Here is a 19,358-nt window from a genome sequence, read left to right on the forward strand (position 1 = left end):
ATGCCCAACCTGCTGTCGCGCTATGCCGAATGTACCATCTGGCTGGCGCGCTACATGGAGCGGATCGAGAACCTCGCCCGCCTGATCGACGTGACCGAGACGTTCGTGCGCGCGCGCAGCACCAGCACGGGCTGGCTGTCGATCGTGCAGATCAATGCCGACGACGAACGGTTCTTCGAGCGGCACGCGGTCGCGTCGGAGGAAAATGTCGTCGGCTTCTATGTCATCGACCGCGAGAATCCGAACTCCATCGTCTCGATCGCGCATGCGGCGCGCGAGAATGCGCGTTCGCTGCGGCCGCTGATCTCGACCGAGATGTGGATGCATCTCAACATGTTCACCAACGCCATCAGCGCGCTGGGGCCGACCGATATCCGCCCATCCAACCTGTCGGCCCTGTGCGCGCGGCTGAAACAGGATTGCCAGACCCATCACGGGATCACCGAGGGCACGTTCTATCGTGATCAGGCCTGGCTGTTCTACCTGATCGGCCGCAACCTGGAGCGGGCCGACCAGATCACGCGGCTGATCGACATCAAATATCACACGCTGCTGCCCAGCGTCGCCGGGGTGGGGTCGGAGGTCGATATCGGCCAGTGGGCCGCCGTGCTGCGCTCGGCCGCCGCCTATCACGCCTACCGCCGCACGGTGCCGGGCGACATGACGCCGGCCCATGTCGTCGGCTTCCTGCTGAAGAATGACGGCTTCCCCCGGTCGCTCTCGACCAGCCTGCGCCAGCTGCACTGGGCGGTGGGCCATCTGCGCACCGATTACGGTCTGAAGAACGGCTACGCCGCCGCCGAGCGGATCGAGGAACTGCGCGCCACCCTGGCGGAGCAGACCGTGGAGGACATCATCCTGCGCGGCCTGCACGAATTCCTCGACTGGGTGCAGCGCGAACTGCATCTGGTGCAGGGCGAGATCGCCCGGGCCTTCTGGCCACCGGCCATGCCGGCCGCCGCCGCCCCTCCGGACCCTGATCCGGGCTTGAGTCAGGAACAGTCCCAGTCATGATTTCGCCGTTCGATCCCGGCCGCCTGCCCCACGCGACACAATTCTATATCGACGGGGCCTGGGTGGAACCCCTGGCCCCTCGCCTGCTCGATGTCATCGATCCGGCCACCGAAGCCCCCTGCACCGCCATCGCGCTGGGCAGCGCGGGCGATGTCGACCGGGCGGTGGCGGCGGCGCGGCGTGCCTTTGCCGCGTGGTCGGTCTCGACCTGCGCCGAACGGCTGGACGTATTCGAGCGGATTCTGACGGTCTATCGCCGGCGCATGGACGACATGGCCGCCGCGATCTCGCTGGAAATGGGCGCCCCGCTGCCCATGGCGCGCGACGCACAGGCCTGGGCCGGCATGGCACATCTGGAGGAAACGGCGCGCGCATTGCGCGACTTCACCTTCGACCAGCAGGTCGACGGCATGATGATCACGCGCGAGCCGGTGGGTGTGGTCGGGCTGATCACGCCGTGGAACTGGCCGATGAACCAGATCGCCTGCAAGGTCGGCCCCGCGCTGGCCGCCGGCTGCACCATGGTGCTGAAACCCAGCGAGATCGCGCCGCTGAGCGGCCTGCTGTTCGCCGAGATCCTGGACGAGGCCGGCGTGCCGCCCGGCGTGTTCAACCTGGTGAATGGCGACGGCCCCGGGGTGGGCGAGGCGATTGCCCGCCACCCGGATATCGAGATGGTCTCCTTCACCGGCTCCACCCGCGCCGGCACCATCGTCGCCCGGCTGGCGGCCGATACGGTCAAGCGCGTGCATCAGGAACTGGGCGGCAAATCGCCCAACATCATCCTGCCCGATGCCGATTTCGCCGACGCCGCGCGGCGTGGCGTGGCCGGCTGCTTCGGCAATTCGGGCCAGTCCTGCGACGCGCCGACACGCATGCTGGTCCCGGCTGCAAGGATGGACGAGGTCATGGCGCTTGCCGCGCAGGCGGCCGCGGATTTCATCGTCGGACCGCCGGATGGCGCGGACACGCGGCTGGGCCCGGTGGTCAGCCAGGTGCAGTTCGATAAGATCCAGCGCCTGATCCAGACCGGCATCGACGAGGGCGCGGTCCTGGTGGCCGGCGGCACGGGCCGGCCGGAAGGGTTGCCGGTCGGCTATTATGTGCGCCCCACAGTGTTCGGCCGCGTCATGCCGGACATGACCATCGCGCGCGAGGAAATCTTCGGCCCCGTGCTGTCGATCATTGCCTATGACGATGTCGAGCACGCGATCGCCATCGCCAACGACACGCCATATGGCCTGGCGGCCTATGTGCAGGGCGGCGATCTGGCCCAGGCCCGTGCCGTGGCCCGGCGCCTGCGGGCAGGCAATGTGAACATCAATGGTGCGCCCTGGACCGTGGCGGCCCCCTTCGGCGGCTACAAGCAGTCGGGCAACGGGCGCGAGTGCGGCGAATACGGGCTGACCGACTTCCTGGAAATCAAGGCCATCCTGGGATACGGGCCCGACGCGTGAAAGGCCGGCCTGTGGGTACCACGCTGCCGGCCAGCCTGTATGCCGACACCGCCCGGCCAGCGGTGCCGACCCCGCCGCTGGCGGGCGAGACCCGTGTCCAGACTGTCCTGATCGGCGGCGGCTTTACGGCGCTGTCGGCGGCACTGCATCTGGCCGAAGCCGGTCACGCCGTGGCGGTGCTGGAGGCCCATGAGCCCGGCTGGGGTGCCTCGGGGCGCAATGGCGGGCAGGTCAATCCGGGCCTGAAGACCCTGCCATCGGAAGTTGAACGCCATTTCGGCCCGGAGCGCGGCGCGCGGCTGGCCGAGGCGGCCTGGACGGCGCCCGATCTGGTATTCGATCTGATCGCCCGCCACGGCATCGACTGCGCCGCCGCACGCGGTGGTACCGTGCGGGCGGCCACGGCGGACTCCCAGATTCCGGCCCTGCGGCAACTGGCCGAGGAATGCGCCGCGCGTGGTGGGGATGTCGCGTGGCTGGACGAGGCAGAGATCGCCGCCCGCACCGGTACGGCCCATTATCGCGCGGCCCTGCTGGACCGGCGGGGTGGGCAGGTGAACCCGCTGGGTCTGGCGCGCGGACTGGCCGAGGCCGCCATTGCCCATGGCGCCGCGATTTATGGTGGCAGCCGCGCCCTGTCGGTGCGCCGTGAGGGCGGACGCTGGCGGGTGGGCACGCGGCACGGCGCAGTGCTGGCCGACCGCGTGGTCTTCGCCACCAACGGCTATGCCGACCGGCTGTGGAACCGGCTCCGCCGGACCGTGGTGCCGGTCACCAGCGCCATCATCGCCAGCGCCCCCCTGCCGCCCGAAGCCCGCGCCCGCATCCTGGCGTCGCGCGAGGTGCTGTATGAACTTGGCGAGATCACGACCTATTACCGGATCGACGATGCGGGGCGGCTGCTGATCGGCGGCCGGTCGACGCTGGGCGAGCGCGACGGGCCGGATGCATTCCCGTTCCTGCGCCGGCAGGCGCTCGCCCTGTGGCCATTCCTGCGCGATGTGCCCTGGACCCATGGCTGGAACGGGCATGTGGCGGTCACGATGGATCATTACCCGCACTGGCACGAACCGATGCCGGGCATCATCGCCTGTCTGGGCTATAACGGCCGGGGCGTCGCGATGGCGACAGTGCTGGGGCGCGAAGTGGCCCGCCGCGCGCTGGGCGCCAGCACCGAAGACATCCTGCTGCCGCCGGGTCCGATCCGGCCGATCCCGTTCCATGATGCCTGGCCGCTGGGGGTCACGGCGAAGGTGCTGCAGGGGCGGGTTGTCGATGCGCTGGCGCGAAGGGTCTTCTTTTTCTGAAGAAAAAGAAGCAAAAAGACTTTTGATCCGTTCAGGGCCATCGCCTGCCCCAGCAAAAAACTCCTGAACGAATCAAAGTTTTTTGGTTCTTTTTTTCAAAAAAGAACGAAGAATCCCGCCTCGCACACCGCTGAAAAGCAGAGAGAACCGGGCTGCGACATGACCCCTCCGAGGCAGATCCCGACCGCCGACCCGCTTGCGCGCTTCGCGCCCGCGACCCGCGCGTGGTTTGACACGGCGTTCGCCGCTCCAACGGCGGTGCAGACGGCAGCATGGACGGTCATCAGCAGTGGGGAGAATGCGCTGGTGATTGCGCCGACCGGTTCGGGCAAGACCCTGGCCGCGTTCCTGCATGCGATCGACCGGCTGTTCCGCGAGCGCGAAGCGGAGACGACATCCGCGTCAGTAAAGCCCCCGACCAAACCTGAAGCCAGGGCAGCGACGCGCATTCTCTATATCTCGCCGGTCAAGGCACTCGGTGCCGATGTGCAGCGCAACCTGCGAATCCCGCTTCATGGTGTCGAAAAGGAGAGGCAACGGCGTGGGGACCCGCCCGTCGCGATCAGTGTGGGTATGCGCACGGGCGATACGCCTTCGGCCGAACGGGCGGGGCTGCTGCGTCGCCCTCCCGACATTCTCATCACCACGCCTGAGTCCCTCTATCTGATGCTGACCTCCAAGGCGCGCGAGACGTTGCGTGGCGTGCAGGCGGTGATCGTCGACGAGGTGCATGCGGTGGCCGGGACCAAGCGCGGCGCGCATCTAGCGTTGAGCCTGGAGCGCCTGGATGCATTGCTGCCGCAGCCGGCCCAGCGGATCGGGTTGTCGGCGACCGTGCGCCCGGCCGAGCGGGTGGCGCAGTTCCTCGGGGGCGCTCGGCCGGTGACGATCGTGAATCCGCCCGCCAGCCGCAGGCTCGATCTGAAGATCGTGGTGCCGGTCGAGGATATGAGCAAGCTGGGGGCGCCGATCGGCGAGGCCAGCGACGGAGAACGCAGCACGCGCGCGGGCTCGATCTGGCCGCATGTCGAGGCCAGTATCCTCGACAGGGTCCTGGGCCAGCAGGCAACGATCGTCTTCACCAATTCGCGCGGCCTGGCCGAGAAACTTACGGCCAGACTCAACGAACTCTATGCCGAACGATGGGCGCAGGACGCGCCGGACACCGGGCCGCCCGTCCATTACGCATCGGTCTCCGGCAGCACCGAAAAACGATCGACCGGCGCGCCGCCGCTGATCGCGCGATCGCACCATGGCTCGGTCTCGAAAGAGCAGCGCCGTGAGATCGAAAGCGCCCTCAAATCCGGCGATCTGCGCTGCGTCGTCGCGACATCGAGCCTGGAACTCGGCATCGATATGGGGCTGGTCGATCTGGTGATCCAGGTCGCGGCCCCGCCTTCGGTGGCCAGCGGCCTGCAACGGGTGGGCCGCGCCGGCCATCAGGTCGGGGGGGCCTCGTCCGGGCTGGTCTATCCGCGCACGCGGCGCGACCTGGTCGATGCCACCGTGACCGTCGAGTCCATGCTCGCCGGCCGTATCGAAGCGATCGACCCGCCGCGCAACCCGCTCGACGTCCTGGCGCAGCAGACGGTGGCGGCGGTCGCCGTCGCACCCGTGGACGTCGAGGATTGGTACGCGACCGTGCGGCGCGCGGCACCTTTCACGTCCCTGTCTCGCGCCGCGTTCGATGCGACGCTCGACATGCTCGCCGGGCGCTATCCGTCGGACGATTTCGCCGCGTTCCGCCCGCGTCTGGTCTGGAACCGCGAGACCGGGGTGCTGACGCCGCGTCCCGGCTCCTTGCAGCTTGCCGTCATCAGCGGCGGCACCATTCCCGACCGAGGGCTGTTCACCGTCATCCTTCCCGAAGGCGAGGAACGGGCCGGATCGCGCCGTGTCGGGGAACTCGATGAAGAGATGGTCTACGAATCCCGGGTGAACGACATCATCACCCTCGGCACGACATCCTGGCGCATCGAACAGATCACCAACGACCAGGTTATCGTGACGCCGGCGCCGGGCCGCTCTGCCCGGCTGCCATTCTGGCACGGCGATGGCACGCGGCGGCCTGCTGAGCTGGGGGAAGCGATCGGCGCCTTCATGGCTACGCTCGACGCCGAAACGCGCGAAGAAAGCAGAGACGACGAGGCCCTCCCCCGACCGGAAACGAGGCTACGGGCGGCGGGGCTGGACACGAACGCCATCACCAACATGCTCGCGCTCATCGGCGAGCAGCGCGCGGCGACCGGCGTACTGCCGACCGACCGGACGCTGGTGATCGAACGCTGCCGCGACGAGGGCGGCGACTGGCGGGTCATCCTGCATTCGCCCTATGGGCGCCGCGTGCATGACCCCTGGGCCCTGGCGATCGCGGCGCGCATCCGGCGCCGGTATGGGATCGACCCTTCGGTGGTGGCCAGCGATGACGGTATCGTCGCCCGCCTGCCCGACACGGACGGACGCGTGCCGGGCGCGGAACTGTTCCTCTTCGATCCGGACAAGCTCCGGGGCATCGTGACGGAGGCCGTGGACGGCTCGGCGCTGTTCGCCGCCCGCTTCCGGGAATGTGCCTCGCGCGCGCTGCTCCTGCCACGCCGCGCCCCCGGCCATCGCTCCCCCCTGTGGCAGCAGCGGCTGCGTGCCGGGCAGTTGCTGGAAATCGTGCGTGAGCACCCGGATTTTCCGATCCTGATCGAGACCGCCCGCGAATGCCTGCGCGACGTCTACGACCTCGCGGCACTCGACATCCTGGCGCGCCGTCTCGCGGACGGCACAGTCGGGATGGTGGAGGTGACAACCGACATTCCCTCGCCTTTCGCGGCAGACCTGCTGTTCGGTTACGTGGCGGAATTCATGTATGCGACCGACGCACCGATCGCCGAACGACGCGCCTCCGTCCTGTCCCTGGATAGCGGGCTGCTCGCCGATCTTCTCGGCGAGGTCGATCTCGGAACGCTTCTTGATCCCGCGGTTACCGAGCAGGTGGAAAGCGAGTTGCAGCGCCTGGCACCGAACTGGCGGGCGAAGGGGAAAGAGGGCACGGCCGATCTCCTGCGCGAACTCGGCCCATTATCGGTGGAAGCGGTCGCGCAGCGCCTGGCGGAGGGCGACGCCGAAGCGTGTCTCGCCGCACTCGCGACCGAGCGTCGCGTCATCCGGGTGACGATCGCAGGCAGATCGTGCTGGGCCGCCATCGAGGACGCCGCCCGGCTGCGCGACGCACTCGGCGTGACGCTGCCGGCCGATCTGCCCGATATCTTTCTGCTACCGACCGCCGACCCGCTCCGCGAACTGGTCGCGCGATATGCCCGCACCCATGGGCCTTTCACGACAAACGCGGTCGCGGACTGTTTCGGTCTCGGTGTTGCGGTCGCCGACGCGGCACTGGAACGGCTGCGCGATCAGGGCAAGTTGTTCAAAGGAAATTTCGGTGTCGAGCGCCGGCTGGAAGCGATGGAGGAATCCGCCGCCGGTCCCCTCCTGTCCAATCCATCGACGCCCAATCCGCTGGCGCGCCACGAATGGGTGGCCGACGACATATTCCGGCGCCTGCGGTTGCGTTCATTACAGGCCGCGCGCGAGGCCACCCGCCCGGCTGGCCGTGACGCCTATGCATGCCTTCTGCTGGAGCGCCACGGCCTGGCCGCGCGTCATCCCATGCATGCGGAAGGAGAGATCCGCACCGGCACCCACGGTGTCGCGCGAATCATCGAACAGCTCGCCGGCGTGCCGCTGCCGGCTTCGTTATGGGAGAACCAGATCCTGCGAGCCCGCGTGCCTGACTACACGCCGGCCATGCTGGACGAATTGATCGCCATCGGCAGCGTCCTGTGGTGCGGCCATGGCAAGCTCGGCGGGGAAGACAGTCTGATTTCCCTGCATCCGCGGGAATTCGCCGCCGAAACCCTGCCGCCCCCGCCGGCTGCTGACGACATGGCGGCCCTCTCGCCATTGCAGCGCGCGATCCTCGATATTCTCGCCGATGGTGGCGCTTATTTCGCGCGCCAGCTTGCAACATTGGCACCCGCCCGACTGGCGGAGGACCCGGCCGGGAGTTGGGACGGCGGCATGCTGCTGTCGGTGTCTGACCTCGACACCGCTCTGTGGGGCCTCGCCCTGGCGGGATATGTCACCAGCGACAGTTGGGCGCCGCTGCGTGCGCGCTCGGGCATGCGCACACACCGTCCCCGCCCGGTTCACCTGTCGCGCCGGCACAGGGGGCTTCATGCGTTCGCGCGGCCCAGGACGGGCGGCGCTTCGCCATCCGGCGCGCTTGGCGATCCGACCCTGGCGGGGCGTTGGTCGCTGCTGCCCCGCGAAACGGTCAGTGACACGGCCCGCGCACTGGCGCTGGCCGAGGGGTTGCTGGACCGGTACGGCATCGTGACGCGCGGCGCAGCGGTCGCGGAAGACGTGCCGGGCGGCTTTCCCGGGCTGCAGACGATTTTTCGCAGCATGGAGGATGCAGGGCAGATCTTGCGGGGCCGCTTCGTCGAAGGGCTGGGGGCTTCCCAGTTCGCGGAACGCGCGACCGTCGACCGGTTGCGCGATCTCGCGGACACGAGGTCTACCGACCTTACGCCGGTCGGGCTCTCGGCTGGCGATCCGGCCAATCCCTTCGGCACGATTCTACCATGGCCGCCGCACCGGTCGGCGATCCGCCCCACGCGCCGCGCCGGCGCGTTCGTCGTGATCGCCGATGGACGCCTCGTATTGTATCTCACCCAAGGCGGCCGCAACCTGCTGACTTATCTCGACGCGGATGATCCGGCGTTCGCGGACCTGCTCGCCACCAGCCTGGCCGCGCTCGCCGCCGCGCTCAGGCGCGAGAAGCATCTCCTGTTCACGCTGGAACTGGTCGACGACCGCCCTGTACTCACGACGCACCTGAACGCCGCCCTGCGCGCCTGCGGTTTCTCGATGGTGCCGAAAGGGCTGAGCTGGCATCAATGAAGCGGCAACAAGCCGGTGAGGCATCCGGCGCGACGCTGCGAACGCAACGTGGCCGAACCGACCGACGCCCCTCCTGCTCTTTATGCCTTGCACATAAGCGGGCTCTGAGGATCGAACTCTTCCTGCTCATGTATCAGCCCGGTCCGTACGATGAGATCCGCCAGCCCGGCGATGGCACTTCCCTCCAGGTCGCCCATCGGACGGTTGGCCGGCGCAACGCTCCCCACACGACGAAGCAGCTCGGCATCCATCAGATGCGGGCGCAAGCGAACGCCGCACCTGTCCAGATGCCGTTCGAGATGTCGGAATATGCGGACGCCTCCGGCATCCATGTCTCCCCAATGAAATGTCGGCGCATGCGCTTCCGAACCCAGCCGCACGATCGTTTCGCGCGTTGCCCGTGAAGGAAAGCCGCCGGAATAGATGACGAGCGCGCGTTCCCGTCCTGCGATCTCTCTCACATGCCGGACGAAGGACGTGAAATTCTCGATCGTGAGGACGTAATCGGGCTTCGCGGACAGGCGAACGTTGCCGACGCAATCAGCGGGAATGCCGATATAGGGTATCGCCGGAAATGGCTGCCCATCCAGCGAAACCGCACCATGGAGCAGGATCGGCTGCGGCAGGCGCCGAACGCCGACACTGCCCAGAAGCTCTTCGGGGTCGAGACGCACCTGCTCTTCGTCGGCGGTAAAGATCTGCTGGAATATCGTGGAAACCTGGCGGATGTTCCGCTCCAGCGCCTTGCTGTCGCCGGCTGCCAGCCGTGAGAATGTCCGAAAATCCTGTTCGTCCTGGAGAGCGCCCGACATCCGGTCGTGCACCGCTATCGCGAGCCTGATCGCATGTTCGAGCATCCGGACATCCCCGATCGGGATACCGATATGGGAGACGCCTCGCCCCCATGCTTCCGCCACCTTGTCGATCAGGTGGATCGCCCCGTCGGGCCACCCGTCCCGACCACGCAGCCCCGAGACAGCTTCGATCGCCATTTGACCGGCCGGATGCCGGCCAGACCGACGATAGAGCATTTCGGCATTCTTCAGCCTTACGCCGGTGACGACCCGCTCCGTCTTCGGGCCGGCGTAAATGCGTTCGATGCCGCCTTCGCGTTCGAGCGTGGCAAGGTCCTCGTCGAAGGCATCCCGAAGATCGATATTCGCGAACCCATCATCATCGATCGGGGCGATCAGGCGGCTCGCGCCGGGATTCCTTTCGTAACGGGCGAGCAGATCATCGATGAGTGAAGGGATGGTGGAAAACCGACGCCGCTTCATTTTTTCGTCTTCATCTCCAGATCCAACTGCTCGGCCAGTTGCTCGTCCGTCGCATGCTGCGGATTGGCGGCACGCATTTCCGTCCGTACCCGGTCTTTTATTCTGATGGACTCAGCCAGGGAAACGTCGCCGCTGCGAAAGACGTCGATAATGGTATCGAGATTTTCATAGACGACGGCACGCTTTTCGGTGGGTGCGGCGATGACGACCTGCAGGCCGATCGCCCGGTAGAAATCCAGCAGGGTTCTCTGATTGGAACCGTCCATCTTGCTGAAGGCTTCATCGAAAACGGCGAGCCCCATGCCCTGCGCCTTCGGGGCCGCAAGCTGGCGCATGCCATGATAGGCGCTGGCGAGCGCCGCCCCGATCACGACGTAGAAGGGGACCTGCCGCTCCGCGCCACTTGCGACGCCACGCCGGCGGTCGAAGCTGGTCGTCCGCCCGGTCGCGATGTCCCGCATCCTCAGATCGTACGTGAAGTAACTGCGGTAGTCCTGGAAGGACGTGAAATCGAAGCTTTCATCCGCGAGAAGCTGCTCGACCTGTCGGAGTGCTCTCGCATGGCGCTCGTTGCGTGGCTCCGCCCGTCCGAACAGCGCGTCGAGCGTCGTCTGGTCGCTCTCGCTCTCCTGGGCGAAATGGTGGAGATCTTCGAACTCCGGCTTCACCAGCGCGACCAGTCGGTAGGTTTCCCCATGGAGAGGCCGTGTCCGAAGCGCCGCCGACAGCTTCTCCATTTCCGACTTGAGCTGCCCGAAGCGGCTGTTGAGCTCGTGGATAAACGTCGTCCTGAACAGCCTGGATACCCGATCCGCCGCCTCGTCGGCATGCGCGCGGTAGCGGATGAGTTCGTTGCCCTCAAGCATGGTAATGCCGTCCGACACCCACGGCCCGACCATTCCGATGATCGGCGCCTCGGCGTAGCCCTCCAGCGCATCGGGGAAGTCGATCGCGTACCGCCCCAGCGCCGACCTGATCTCCCGCTCGAGCGCCCGGTAGCCTTCCATCGCCTCGTTGGCCGCCTTCGCCATCTCGGCTGCTATTCTGGCGGGCGATCGGGCAGGATGCTGGGCGTAGAGATCACGCACGGATCGCAGACGCGACACCGATCCAACGACCTCTCGGAACAGCCGCCGCCGACGCGTCACGCAAAGATAGGAGCCGACGAGTTGCTCCCCTCCGTGGAGCTTGTCCCTGATTGCGGCGATTTCCGCCGTGAGGGACCCCCGGCTGCCGATCAACACGTCTCGCCTGTCCCTGAGGCGGCCCAGACGGGCCTTCGACTGCTGCTCGGCATCGGCAAGCCGCGGATCGACCTGCGCCGAGAGGCTTTCGAGACGCCGGCGTGCCTCCGCGCGCCTTTCGCCCAGATCGCCGAGCGCAAGCGCCAGCGTGCCCAGCCTGTCCTTTTCTTCGACGGGCCTGCCGCATTCCTCGAGCCGCCGGGTCACATCTTCAAAGAAGCGCGCACTTTCCCGATGGACGGCGAGGAGCTGCGTCCGCTCCTCGATGCGTTTCTGCAGTTCGGCTTCCATCAACGGTGCCGCGGCGCGGCCGATCTTGAGGCCGTCGGCACGGCGCATCTCGGTGATGAGTCCGTCATAATACGCGCCGTCGGCCATCACGGCGCGGCCGCCGGAGAGCAGTTCCTCCTGGTCTTCCGCCAGCTGGACGTTCCCGATCCTGAAGACCACGAAGGCCATGGCGAGCGGATCGTCGCTGCGGATCATCGATGCCAGAGTGCCGCTTTCCGCGATGGTGGATCGCGACTGCAACTTGCGGGTATTGGCGACGCGGCAACCGGAATAGGCGTCGCGTCCATGCCGCAGGATCTCGGTGGCACGGTAGGCGTGCTCCGGATCGACGATCACCGCCTCGCGATCCCGGGTGAGCAGCGCCTCGAGCACGTTGCGCCACCGCTCATCGACCACATCAGCAACTTCGCAGAGTGTGCGGGGACGCATTCCCTCCCGCCGCAGGGCATCCATCAGCCGGGTCGTCGCGGCATTCAGGGTGACCTGGCCCCTGCGGGCATTGGCGAGTTTCTCGCGGTCTTCGTCCGTTTCGGTCGTGAGAGTCCCGACCCAGCGGATCGCCTCGTCGCGCCGGGCGGTCGCCTTCTGTGCCCGGTCGAGCGCGGCCCGCGAGACAGCGGCGAGAAGCGCCTCCATGGCATCGGGATCTTTCGGCCAGTCGGGCGGCTCAAGCGCGCGGCCGGCCGCCTCGACGCGCTCAAGCGCCCGAAGAAGTTCACCGGGATTGATCGCCCCCAGCTTCTCGCGCAGCGCCAGAAGCTGCACGGCCCTTGCGGCGCCGAAATAGCGTGCTTGCAGCCGCTCCATGACCGTGGCCCAGTCACGATCCAGTTCTCTGATCTGCTGCTCGACCATGACGCGCTGACTGGACCCGTCGGCCGCCGCGCGTTGCGCCCGTATCGCGTCGAGCGTTTCGTTCTCCCGCCTGCTGTCAGCCTCGACGCGCTCGAACTCCGCGATGACGTCGCGAAGTTCGTCCGACTTGCCGCTGAATGCGCGGATATTCACGAAGAGACCACCCACCGCTTCCACCAGCATCGCGGTTCTTTCCACGGCGCGGCAATTTTCTTCTTCCGCGCGCAGACGGCCGAATACCTCGATCCGGGCGTGAAGCGCGCGCAGCGCATCGAGCCTCCGATTGAGGTCGGCGATGGTCTTCTGGATCTCGCGGTAGCGGCCGATGGATTCCCGAAGGTCCGCGATGTCGATCGGCTTGGGCTCGAGAAGATAGCGATGCACGAACTGCTCCACCGACGAGAGGTCGGTAAAGGACAGCGCGGCCACGAAGATGCGGACGAATCTATCGGGGTCCGCCATGCGACGGCCGGTAAAGAGCGCACGCATATATTCCCGGATGAAGGTCCTGGCATCGTCCGGCGTGAGAAGCTGGCCGCCTGCGTCGTCGCAGGCCTGTCCGAGGCGGCGCCGCACGACAGGCCAGGGGGCCGGCCGGAGCGCGCCGCCTGCGTCGTCAAGCAGCATCTCCGTCTTGACGCTGACGCCTTCGGCCACGAAATGACCGACCAGTTCGGTCTGCTGAGCACGGGCAGCCTCGATGGACAGGCCCAGGCTCACCGGCATCCGCCGTTCTTCCGGGTCCTCGAAGACGAGCGCGATATGCGTCCTCGCCTGATTCCTGAGGAAGGTGTCCTCGTTGAGCTGCCCCAGGCAATAGCCGCCGAGCGTGCGCTCCGACCGGCTCCCGCCTTCGCCCGCCGACCGGTTGAACTTGAAGAGGCGGGCCGATCCGCCCGCCATGATCGCCTGGATCAGGTCGATGATCGTGGACTTGCCGGACCGGTTCTGACCGAGGATCGCAACATCCCCGGCGAGATCGAGATCGGCCCGCGTCATCATGTGCCAGTTGACGAGGACGATGCGCCGCAACTCCATCATGACTCGCCCCGATCATCCGTATCCGCGTGGGAGGCGACAGGCCGCGAGAGGATCTGTTCGAGCGATGCGGTGAAATCGTCACCCGCGACGCTGGTGACAAGTGCGCGGATGTCGAGATCCATGTCCTGCGCCTCGGGATCCAGATCGCCGAGCCGGACGATCGACCGCCGCTCGAGCGTTCGGAGGACATCGCGGAAGTCGCCGGGCGTGAGCGCCGCGCGACGGGTGCCGGCGACAATGCCCTGATAGGCGGCGTAGGCCTCGTTCAAGGTCGTCCGTACGGTTCCGTTGGCGTAGACCTCGCCAAGCTGGAGGGCTTCCTCCCACAGCCGGCGCATGACAAGGAGGGCGATGGTCTCGTCAATGCGCATCCGTGGAAGCGATGTCCGGTCGGGATCGGGCAGGATTCCCGCCCAGCCCTCGGTCTCCCGATGGACGAGGCGATAACCGGCCACGTCGAAATAGGCGTCCACGAGCCTTGCGAGTTCAGGGCGGTGGAGCGTTTCGAGAAGTGCGGCGGCCCCACGATCCTCGGCATGCACGAACTGGTTGCGCATCAGGTGCGCGATGAGCTGGGTAACCCGTTGGAAGCCGCGTGGATTTCCATTCTCCAGCGTATTGAATTCAAGCAGCATCCCCGGCCTCCAGCGTGATGCTGTCGTCGAGGCGCCTCACCCGAAAGCCGCCGCAATCCAGCCATTCATTGGAAATCCGATCCTCGGCAACCGTCAGTTCGAAACGGCCCTCGAGCGCCTTGGCGAGCCGGGAGCCGCTATCCGCACCGACCCCTCCGGCGATCATCAGCCTGATCGCCTCGAAGGCGAGGAAGTCATCGATCGTCTCGATGCGCATCGAAGCGGCCGAGGCCACGCCGAACGGCGGCACTCGCCGCTCGAGAAAGCGACTCACCTGCGCGGGTGAAACGGCAAGCCGGGCAAGATATTCCCGTTCGAGCCGGCGCCTGAGTTCACGGATCGGATCGAATGGCGGCAAGGCCAGATCGACATCGGAGACTGGGGCGCGCGAACCGCGCGGTTTCGCCAGCAGGTCGGGCGCGATCATCGGCACACGCGGTTCGATCATCCCCCGGATATCGAGCGCGCTCGCACCGTTCGCAAGCATGTCGTCCAGAGCCTGAATCACATGCTCACTGCGCTGGAGGAAGCTGGTTCGGCGGCCCGCGTACCGGACGACGTTCCGAAGCCGCGTTTCCAGCCTCGACCGGTGCTGCTGGATTGCCTCGAACGATTCCTCGATCCGCTCGAACACGCGGCGTATCCGGAACAGATCCTCCTGCACAAGGTCCCTGGCAGCCTGCCCGTCCGGCACCAGCCGGGCTTCGAGATACGCGTCTGCGACAGCAGCCAGATCGATCTGGGAATCCTCCAGCGCATCCAGCGCCGCCAGGATGGCACGGCGATGCCGATAGGGATGAGCCGTGGTCGCGATGGCGGTATAATCGCGCAGCAGAACGCGCTCGACGAAATCCTCGAAATAATGCCGCAGCCGATCGGCGAGCGTGTCCGAGGAGAGCACCTGCCGATCGACGTCGCGCAGCGCCGCCAGCACACTTCTCAGATAGCGACCGAACCGGGCCGCATCTTGAGCGGCCTTGTTGAGGCCCAGGGCATTCTCGGCAGGTTTCTCACGCACCGCGCGGATCGCGTTCCTGACCTCGATGACCAGGCCACCCAGTTGTTCGGCGCCTCCTTCCGTCAGGGAGCAGAGGAATTCGGCGAGGCGCATCGCGCCCGACGGCATCTCGACGGTCGTCTTCAGGCCATAGCTTGTCTCGTCCAGCCAACCGGTCTGGAGCATCCGATTATAGATGTGCCGGGACCGGCTGATCGCTGTTCCCGTCGCCTGATCGTCCACGCCAGCGACACGACGGCGCTTCACCCGTCTGCCGGTTCTCGCCACGAGCCGATCGAGATCGACGGCGGCTTCGTCTTCAGCCCAGAGTCCGGGATAACGCGTGAGGCAGTCAAAGATGACCCGGACGACTTCGGCCTCGGTCGGGAACAGGAGATCCGAGCGATAGAGTTCATTGTAAACCGTGAGAATCGCACGCTCATACAGCTGCCGGTTCCCACCGGAAAAGACCGTGAAGATATCCGGCCCAAGCTGAGCGAAGAGCTGCGGGCGCTGCCTATCCGGTGGAAAAAGCGCTGTAGAGCTTGCCAAGACTCCCCCCCCCACCAGAAAGATTGGTCGGGGCATCCCAAGACGGTCAAGCGATTTCAACGAGTGAAGGCAATGTTCCAGCCTCGGCCCGACCGGGATCACCAGTGACCAGCGGGCCGACGACAAAAAACCCGCCTAGGATGTCTGGTTTTAATGTGTGATATCAATCACTTGAACAATGGTTGCGGGGGCACACAAACACCGATTCCCACATTCACTTCACGTAGCGATATAATGAGCAACATCAATTTATTAATTCTTCAACTCACCACAGACGTTCGGCTTACCTCCACTGCCCCCGTCGAGGAAACGGCCACCCATAAGGCTACACGCTATCTGCATTCGGGTTACTCATCTAAGTCGGAATATTGTTAGGCACATGCAGTACGCGCTAGCCATCAATATGATCCTCAGGCTCAAGATAGAACACGAGGCAAGGGTAATCTTTCACTCGATGTCCCCAACCAAGCAGGTCCCATTTATCATAGCCTGTCTGGTACTGCTGCAAAGGATGGTAGCAGACAAAGCGAAGAATGGCTTCGGCCGAATATCGGCACCGCACGGTGTCGATGCTCGAAAAGCACGGGGGCAGCATTCTATTGGTCGTCTCGATGGAAGAATATGAACAGCTTTCCGCGCAGCCTGGGTACGCGGACAAAGGGGAAACTGAGACCAAGAGGACGTCGAGAGGTGGCGAATGAAGCGTTTGTGCGCATTAAGATACACTTGGTCTTTGAATGTGTCATCGCCTTTGGCATCAAACGACCGTAAATGAGGAGTAAGCGTGAGACAGGGCGATTGGGCATGAGGGATAGGCGATTAAATCGTAGCAAATTCAACGAAATATCGGGAGCCTCCCCGTGCCCCTGCGGCAAGGGGAAACACTACCGTTCTTGCTGTCAAAAGCGTGGAATCCTGTGGAAAACTGATTCCAAAGGCAAAGTGTACATGGAGCGGCGCCTCAACCAAGACGCAGCCAGCCTCATAGCGGACCTCAACAAGGAGTTCGTAACTACTTTCGGTCGCAAACCTCGATCAGGAGATCGGCTGTTTCAGCTTTCAGATAGATACGTGAGGCGGGCAACGCTGCGCGCAATGCGTGAGGCTAAAATACCCCTGCCTCTCATATATGCCTATGTAAAGACGGGACTCATAGTTACAGACCGAAAAAAGCTTACCGGCCGCGATCAGGAACTCTGGGACGCTGCGGTTAAGGAATACTATGATATTTGTGACATCGAAGGAGAATGTGAACCTGACCCCGAGGGCGCGTTGGAGGACATTCTAAGCGCGCAGCTGCGCAGAAATCATACCATCGGTGGCAGCTTCATTGAGCGTCATTACAATAACTATAAAGCAAGACCAGGTAGCTCACGAGACGTAGAAACCGTAGCTGGGTTCATGGTTTCCAATTTTGTTCGGGGCTTACTATCTATCTCTGTGCTCGTTCAGGGGGAGGCTGCCTACGATGCGTATAACATCTGTCGCTCAATGCTAGAAAATTATCTAGCTCTCGCCTACATGTACAGATCATCCGGCCCGCGTCCGTTTATGGCGCAGTTAGGCATTCTACTCGGAACCCATCGCTACAATGTTACGAAGAAAGGACAAGAAAATCAATCTCGGATTGTGGAAATCGCCACTGGCTCAACGACGGCGATGCCATCCCGCTGGGAAATGTCGCGGGCATTGGGAAGCTTGCACGAGATGCTTTATACGACCCTCTATCGAGATCTTTCTTCTATATGCCATCCAGATATAACAGGAATCCAGACGATACTATCGGACACTGGGTATGATTTTCTCAATCCCGTCAGCTCAATAGACGTACTGTCTACTACCCACTTCCTAAGTCTTCTACTGTTCTCTCTTCTCGCTGAAGTTAGCCCGTGCACGAAGGTGGCTCGATCCGATCTGAGGGCAGCGGCTTGCCGTTCCTTCTTTGAATTGTCCCACTTGCGGAAGATAGTGACGCCAGCGCATGAACTAACGTTTCCGCCGGTGTTCTCGACGTTCCTCGACGACTTCTCTAGTCGCGATGCCCACTTCAAGCTGATAGCAGAATCAGTAACCGAGAGGTCATGTACAACGACGAGTGCAATCTCTAGGTCCGATCGACATTCAGGCCATCCAGATCATGGCTGAGGCGAGGTGAACGAAGCCTGTGAAATGGATGGTGCGTCGATCATATCGGGTGGCGAAGCGTCGGAAGTGTCTGAGGTGGCTGAGGTGGCTGAAGCACCGCTCGATACGATTGCGCAGCCTGTAAGCGATGGCATCATAGGAAATAATAATCTTACTAGTCGGATTGCAAGTGACCTTGCCCCCTGAAATGCCCACGATTTGAAGTAAGGTCTGTCCATTGGAGACGGACGATGAAGAAAGCGCGTTTCACACAGGACCAGATCATCGGGATCCTGAAGGAGCATCAGGCGGGCGCCACGGCTGGGGATCTGTGCCGCAGGCACGGGATCAGCGATGCGACCTTTTACACGTGGCGATCGAAATATGGCGGGATGGAGGTGTCGGACGCGCGGCGGCTCAAGGCTCTTGAAGAGGAGAACGCGAAGCTGAAGCGGCTCCTGGCGGAGAGCGTGATGGACGTCTCGACGCTGAAGGACCTGCTGGCAAAAAACTCGTGACGCCCGGTTTGCGGCGGGACGCCGTGACCTGGGCGATGACCGAACGGGATTACTCGCAGCGGCGGGCTTGTCGACTGATCGGCATGGACCCGAAGACGTGGCGCTATGCGTCACGCCGCCCGGATGATGCCGAGGCGCGCGGTCGGCTGCGCGACCTTGCGGGCGAACGACGCCGGTTCGGCTATCGGCGCCTGCACATCCTCCTGGAGCGCGAGGGAGTGACCATGAACCACAAGAAGCTATTCCGGCTGTATCGCGAGGAAGGGCTATCGGTCCGCAAGCGTGGCGGTCGCAAACGGGCGATAGGCACGCGCTCGCCGATGATGCTGCCCGACGGGCCGAACCAGCGCTGGAGCCTGGATTTCGTCTCGGACGCGCTGAACAACGGACGGCGGTTCCGCGTGTTGACGGTGGTGGACGACTACACGCGCGAGTGTCTGGCACTGGTGGCGGATACGTCGTTGTCAGGCGAACGGCTCGGCCGCGAACTCGACCGGATCGGGGAACATCGCGGCTGGCCACTGATGATCGTCAGTAATAATGGCACCGAGATGACCTCGAACGCGATCCTGGCCTGGCAGGAAAAGCGGTCGGTGCTGTGGCATTATATCGCACCGGGCAAGCCGCAGCAGAACGGGTTCGTCGAGAGCTTCAACGGCCGGTTCCGTGACGAATGCCTCAACGAGCATCTGTTCCGCAACCTCGCCCACGCCCGCTCGGTCATCGAGGACTGGCGGCCCGACTACAACGCCGTCAGGCCCCACGCCAGCCTCAACGGTTTGACACCCGAGGCTTTCGCTCAATACGCCGGCAAGGCATACAACAACCCACAGACCCTCACTCAGAACTGAGGGCACGTTGGGGGCAGGGTCAAGGGTCATCCAGCCTCGGCCCGACCGGGATCACCAGTGACCAGCGGGCCGGCAACAAAAAAACCGCCTTGTGGGGCGGGTTTTAATGTGTGATATCAATCACTTGAACCATGGTTGCGGGGGCAGGATTTGAACCTGCGGCCTTCAGGTTATGAGCCTGACGAGCTACCGGGCTGCTCCACCCCGCGGTGGTGTTGGGTAGACTGGAAGACCTGGCGGCG

At 64.5% G+C, this 19,358-nt stretch carries 10 protein-coding genes and 1 tRNA gene; 6 read left to right on the forward strand and 5 right to left on the reverse strand.

All coding sequences use genetic code 11. From position 1 onward, the window contains the following. The 4 genes from HLH35_RS18365 to HLH35_RS18380 all read left to right on the forward strand — a co-directional run bounded on the left by HLH35_RS18365 (position 1) and on the right by HLH35_RS18380 (position 8,731). A complete protein-coding gene (locus tag HLH35_RS18365) occupies positions 1-1,014 on the forward strand; it encodes an alpha-E domain-containing protein (protein ID WP_408870141.1) in 1,014 nt (337 codons plus the stop codon). After that, positions 1,011-2,471, forward strand: coding sequence for an aldehyde dehydrogenase family protein (locus HLH35_RS18370; RefSeq protein ID WP_220790771.1), 1,461 nt, complete (start codon positions 1,011-1,013; stop codon positions 2,469-2,471). The genes HLH35_RS18365 and HLH35_RS18370 overlap by 4 nt, the downstream gene beginning before the upstream one ends. Further along, positions 2,468-3,778, forward strand: a complete 1,311-nt coding sequence (locus HLH35_RS18375; RefSeq protein WP_338029394.1) for an NAD(P)/FAD-dependent oxidoreductase — start codon at positions 2,468-2,470, stop codon at positions 3,776-3,778. The genes HLH35_RS18370 and HLH35_RS18375 overlap by 4 nt, the downstream gene beginning before the upstream one ends. A gap of 159 nt (positions 3,779-3,937) precedes the next feature. Continuing rightward, positions 3,938-8,731, forward strand: coding sequence for an ATP-dependent helicase (locus HLH35_RS18380; protein WP_182980527.1), 4,794 nt, complete (start codon positions 3,938-3,940; stop codon positions 8,729-8,731). Positions 8,732-8,811: 80 nt separating this feature from the next. Here HLH35_RS18380 and HLH35_RS18385 read toward each other — a convergent pair whose 3' ends face one another. From HLH35_RS18385 to HLH35_RS18400, 4 genes are read right to left on the reverse strand one after another with little or no spacing between them, the layout of a single operon-like run. Then, a complete protein-coding gene (locus HLH35_RS18385; protein ID WP_182980528.1) occupies positions 8,812-10,008 on the reverse strand; it encodes a Wadjet anti-phage system protein JetD domain-containing protein in 1,197 nt (398 codons plus the stop codon). After that, positions 10,005-13,439, reverse strand: coding sequence for an SbcC/MukB-like Walker B domain-containing protein (locus HLH35_RS18390; protein WP_182980529.1), 3,435 nt, complete (start codon positions 13,437-13,439; stop codon positions 10,005-10,007). The genes HLH35_RS18385 and HLH35_RS18390 overlap by 4 nt, the downstream gene beginning before the upstream one ends. After that, complete coding sequence (locus HLH35_RS18395; protein ID WP_182980530.1) at positions 13,436-14,074, reverse strand: DUF4194 domain-containing protein; 639 nt, start codon at positions 14,072-14,074, stop codon at positions 13,436-13,438. The genes HLH35_RS18390 and HLH35_RS18395 overlap by 4 nt, the downstream gene beginning before the upstream one ends. After that, a complete protein-coding gene (locus tag HLH35_RS18400) occupies positions 14,064-15,749 on the reverse strand; it encodes a Wadjet anti-phage system protein JetA family protein (protein WP_220790772.1) in 1,686 nt (561 codons plus the stop codon). The genes HLH35_RS18395 and HLH35_RS18400 overlap by 11 nt, the downstream gene beginning before the upstream one ends. 822 nt (positions 15,750-16,571) lie before the next feature. On the opposite strand from HLH35_RS18400, the gene HLH35_RS18405 reads away from it, so the two are divergent. Further along, complete coding sequence (locus HLH35_RS18405; protein ID WP_182980538.1) at positions 16,572-17,768, forward strand: hypothetical protein; 1,197 nt, start codon at positions 16,572-16,574, stop codon at positions 17,766-17,768. A gap of 230 nt (positions 17,769-17,998) precedes the next feature. Continuing rightward, positions 17,999-19,116, forward strand: a protein-coding gene (locus HLH35_RS18415; protein ID WP_182980532.1) for an IS3 family transposase whose coding sequence is annotated in 2 segments (ribosomal slippage) — positions 17,999-18,251 and positions 18,251-19,116 — 1,119 coding nt in all. Because the reading frame shifts where the segments join, the coding sequence is not laid out codon by codon here. 132 nt (positions 19,117-19,248) lie between these two features. On the opposite strand, the gene HLH35_RS18420 is transcribed toward HLH35_RS18415, so the two are convergent. After that, a tRNA-Met gene (locus tag HLH35_RS18420) sits at positions 19,249-19,325 on the reverse strand. Positions 19,326-19,358: the final 33 nt, after the last annotated feature.

Origin of the sequence: Gluconacetobacter asukensis (genome assembly GCF_014174375.1) — a bacterium.
Lineage (GTDB): Bacteria > Pseudomonadota > Alphaproteobacteria > Acetobacterales > Acetobacteraceae > Gluconacetobacter > Gluconacetobacter asukensis.

What these genes read in the sequence shown, in the direction of transcription:
- HLH35_RS18390 (WP_182980529.1), bottom strand. Translation starts at nt 13,439, where the DNA reads ATGATGGAGTTGCGGCGCATCGTCCTCGTCAACTGGCACATGATGACG.
- HLH35_RS18395 (WP_182980530.1), bottom strand. Translation starts at nt 14,074, where the DNA reads ATGCTGCTTGAATTCAATACGCTGGAGAATGGAAATCCACGCGGCTTC.
- HLH35_RS18380 (WP_182980527.1), top strand. Translation starts at nt 3,938, where the DNA reads ATGACCCCTCCGAGGCAGATCCCGACCGCCGACCCGCTTGCGCGCTTC.
- HLH35_RS18365 (WP_408870141.1), top strand. Translation starts at nt 1, where the DNA reads ATGCCCAACCTGCTGTCGCGCTATGCCGAATGTACCATCTGGCTGGCG.
- HLH35_RS18370 (WP_220790771.1), top strand. Translation starts at nt 1,011, where the DNA reads ATGATTTCGCCGTTCGATCCCGGCCGCCTGCCCCACGCGACACAATTC.
- HLH35_RS18385 (WP_182980528.1), bottom strand. Translation starts at nt 10,008, where the DNA reads ATGAAGCGGCGTCGGTTTTCCACCATCCCTTCACTCATCGATGATCTG.
- HLH35_RS18405 (WP_182980538.1), top strand. Translation starts at nt 16,572, where the DNA reads ATGGAGCGGCGCCTCAACCAAGACGCAGCCAGCCTCATAGCGGACCTC.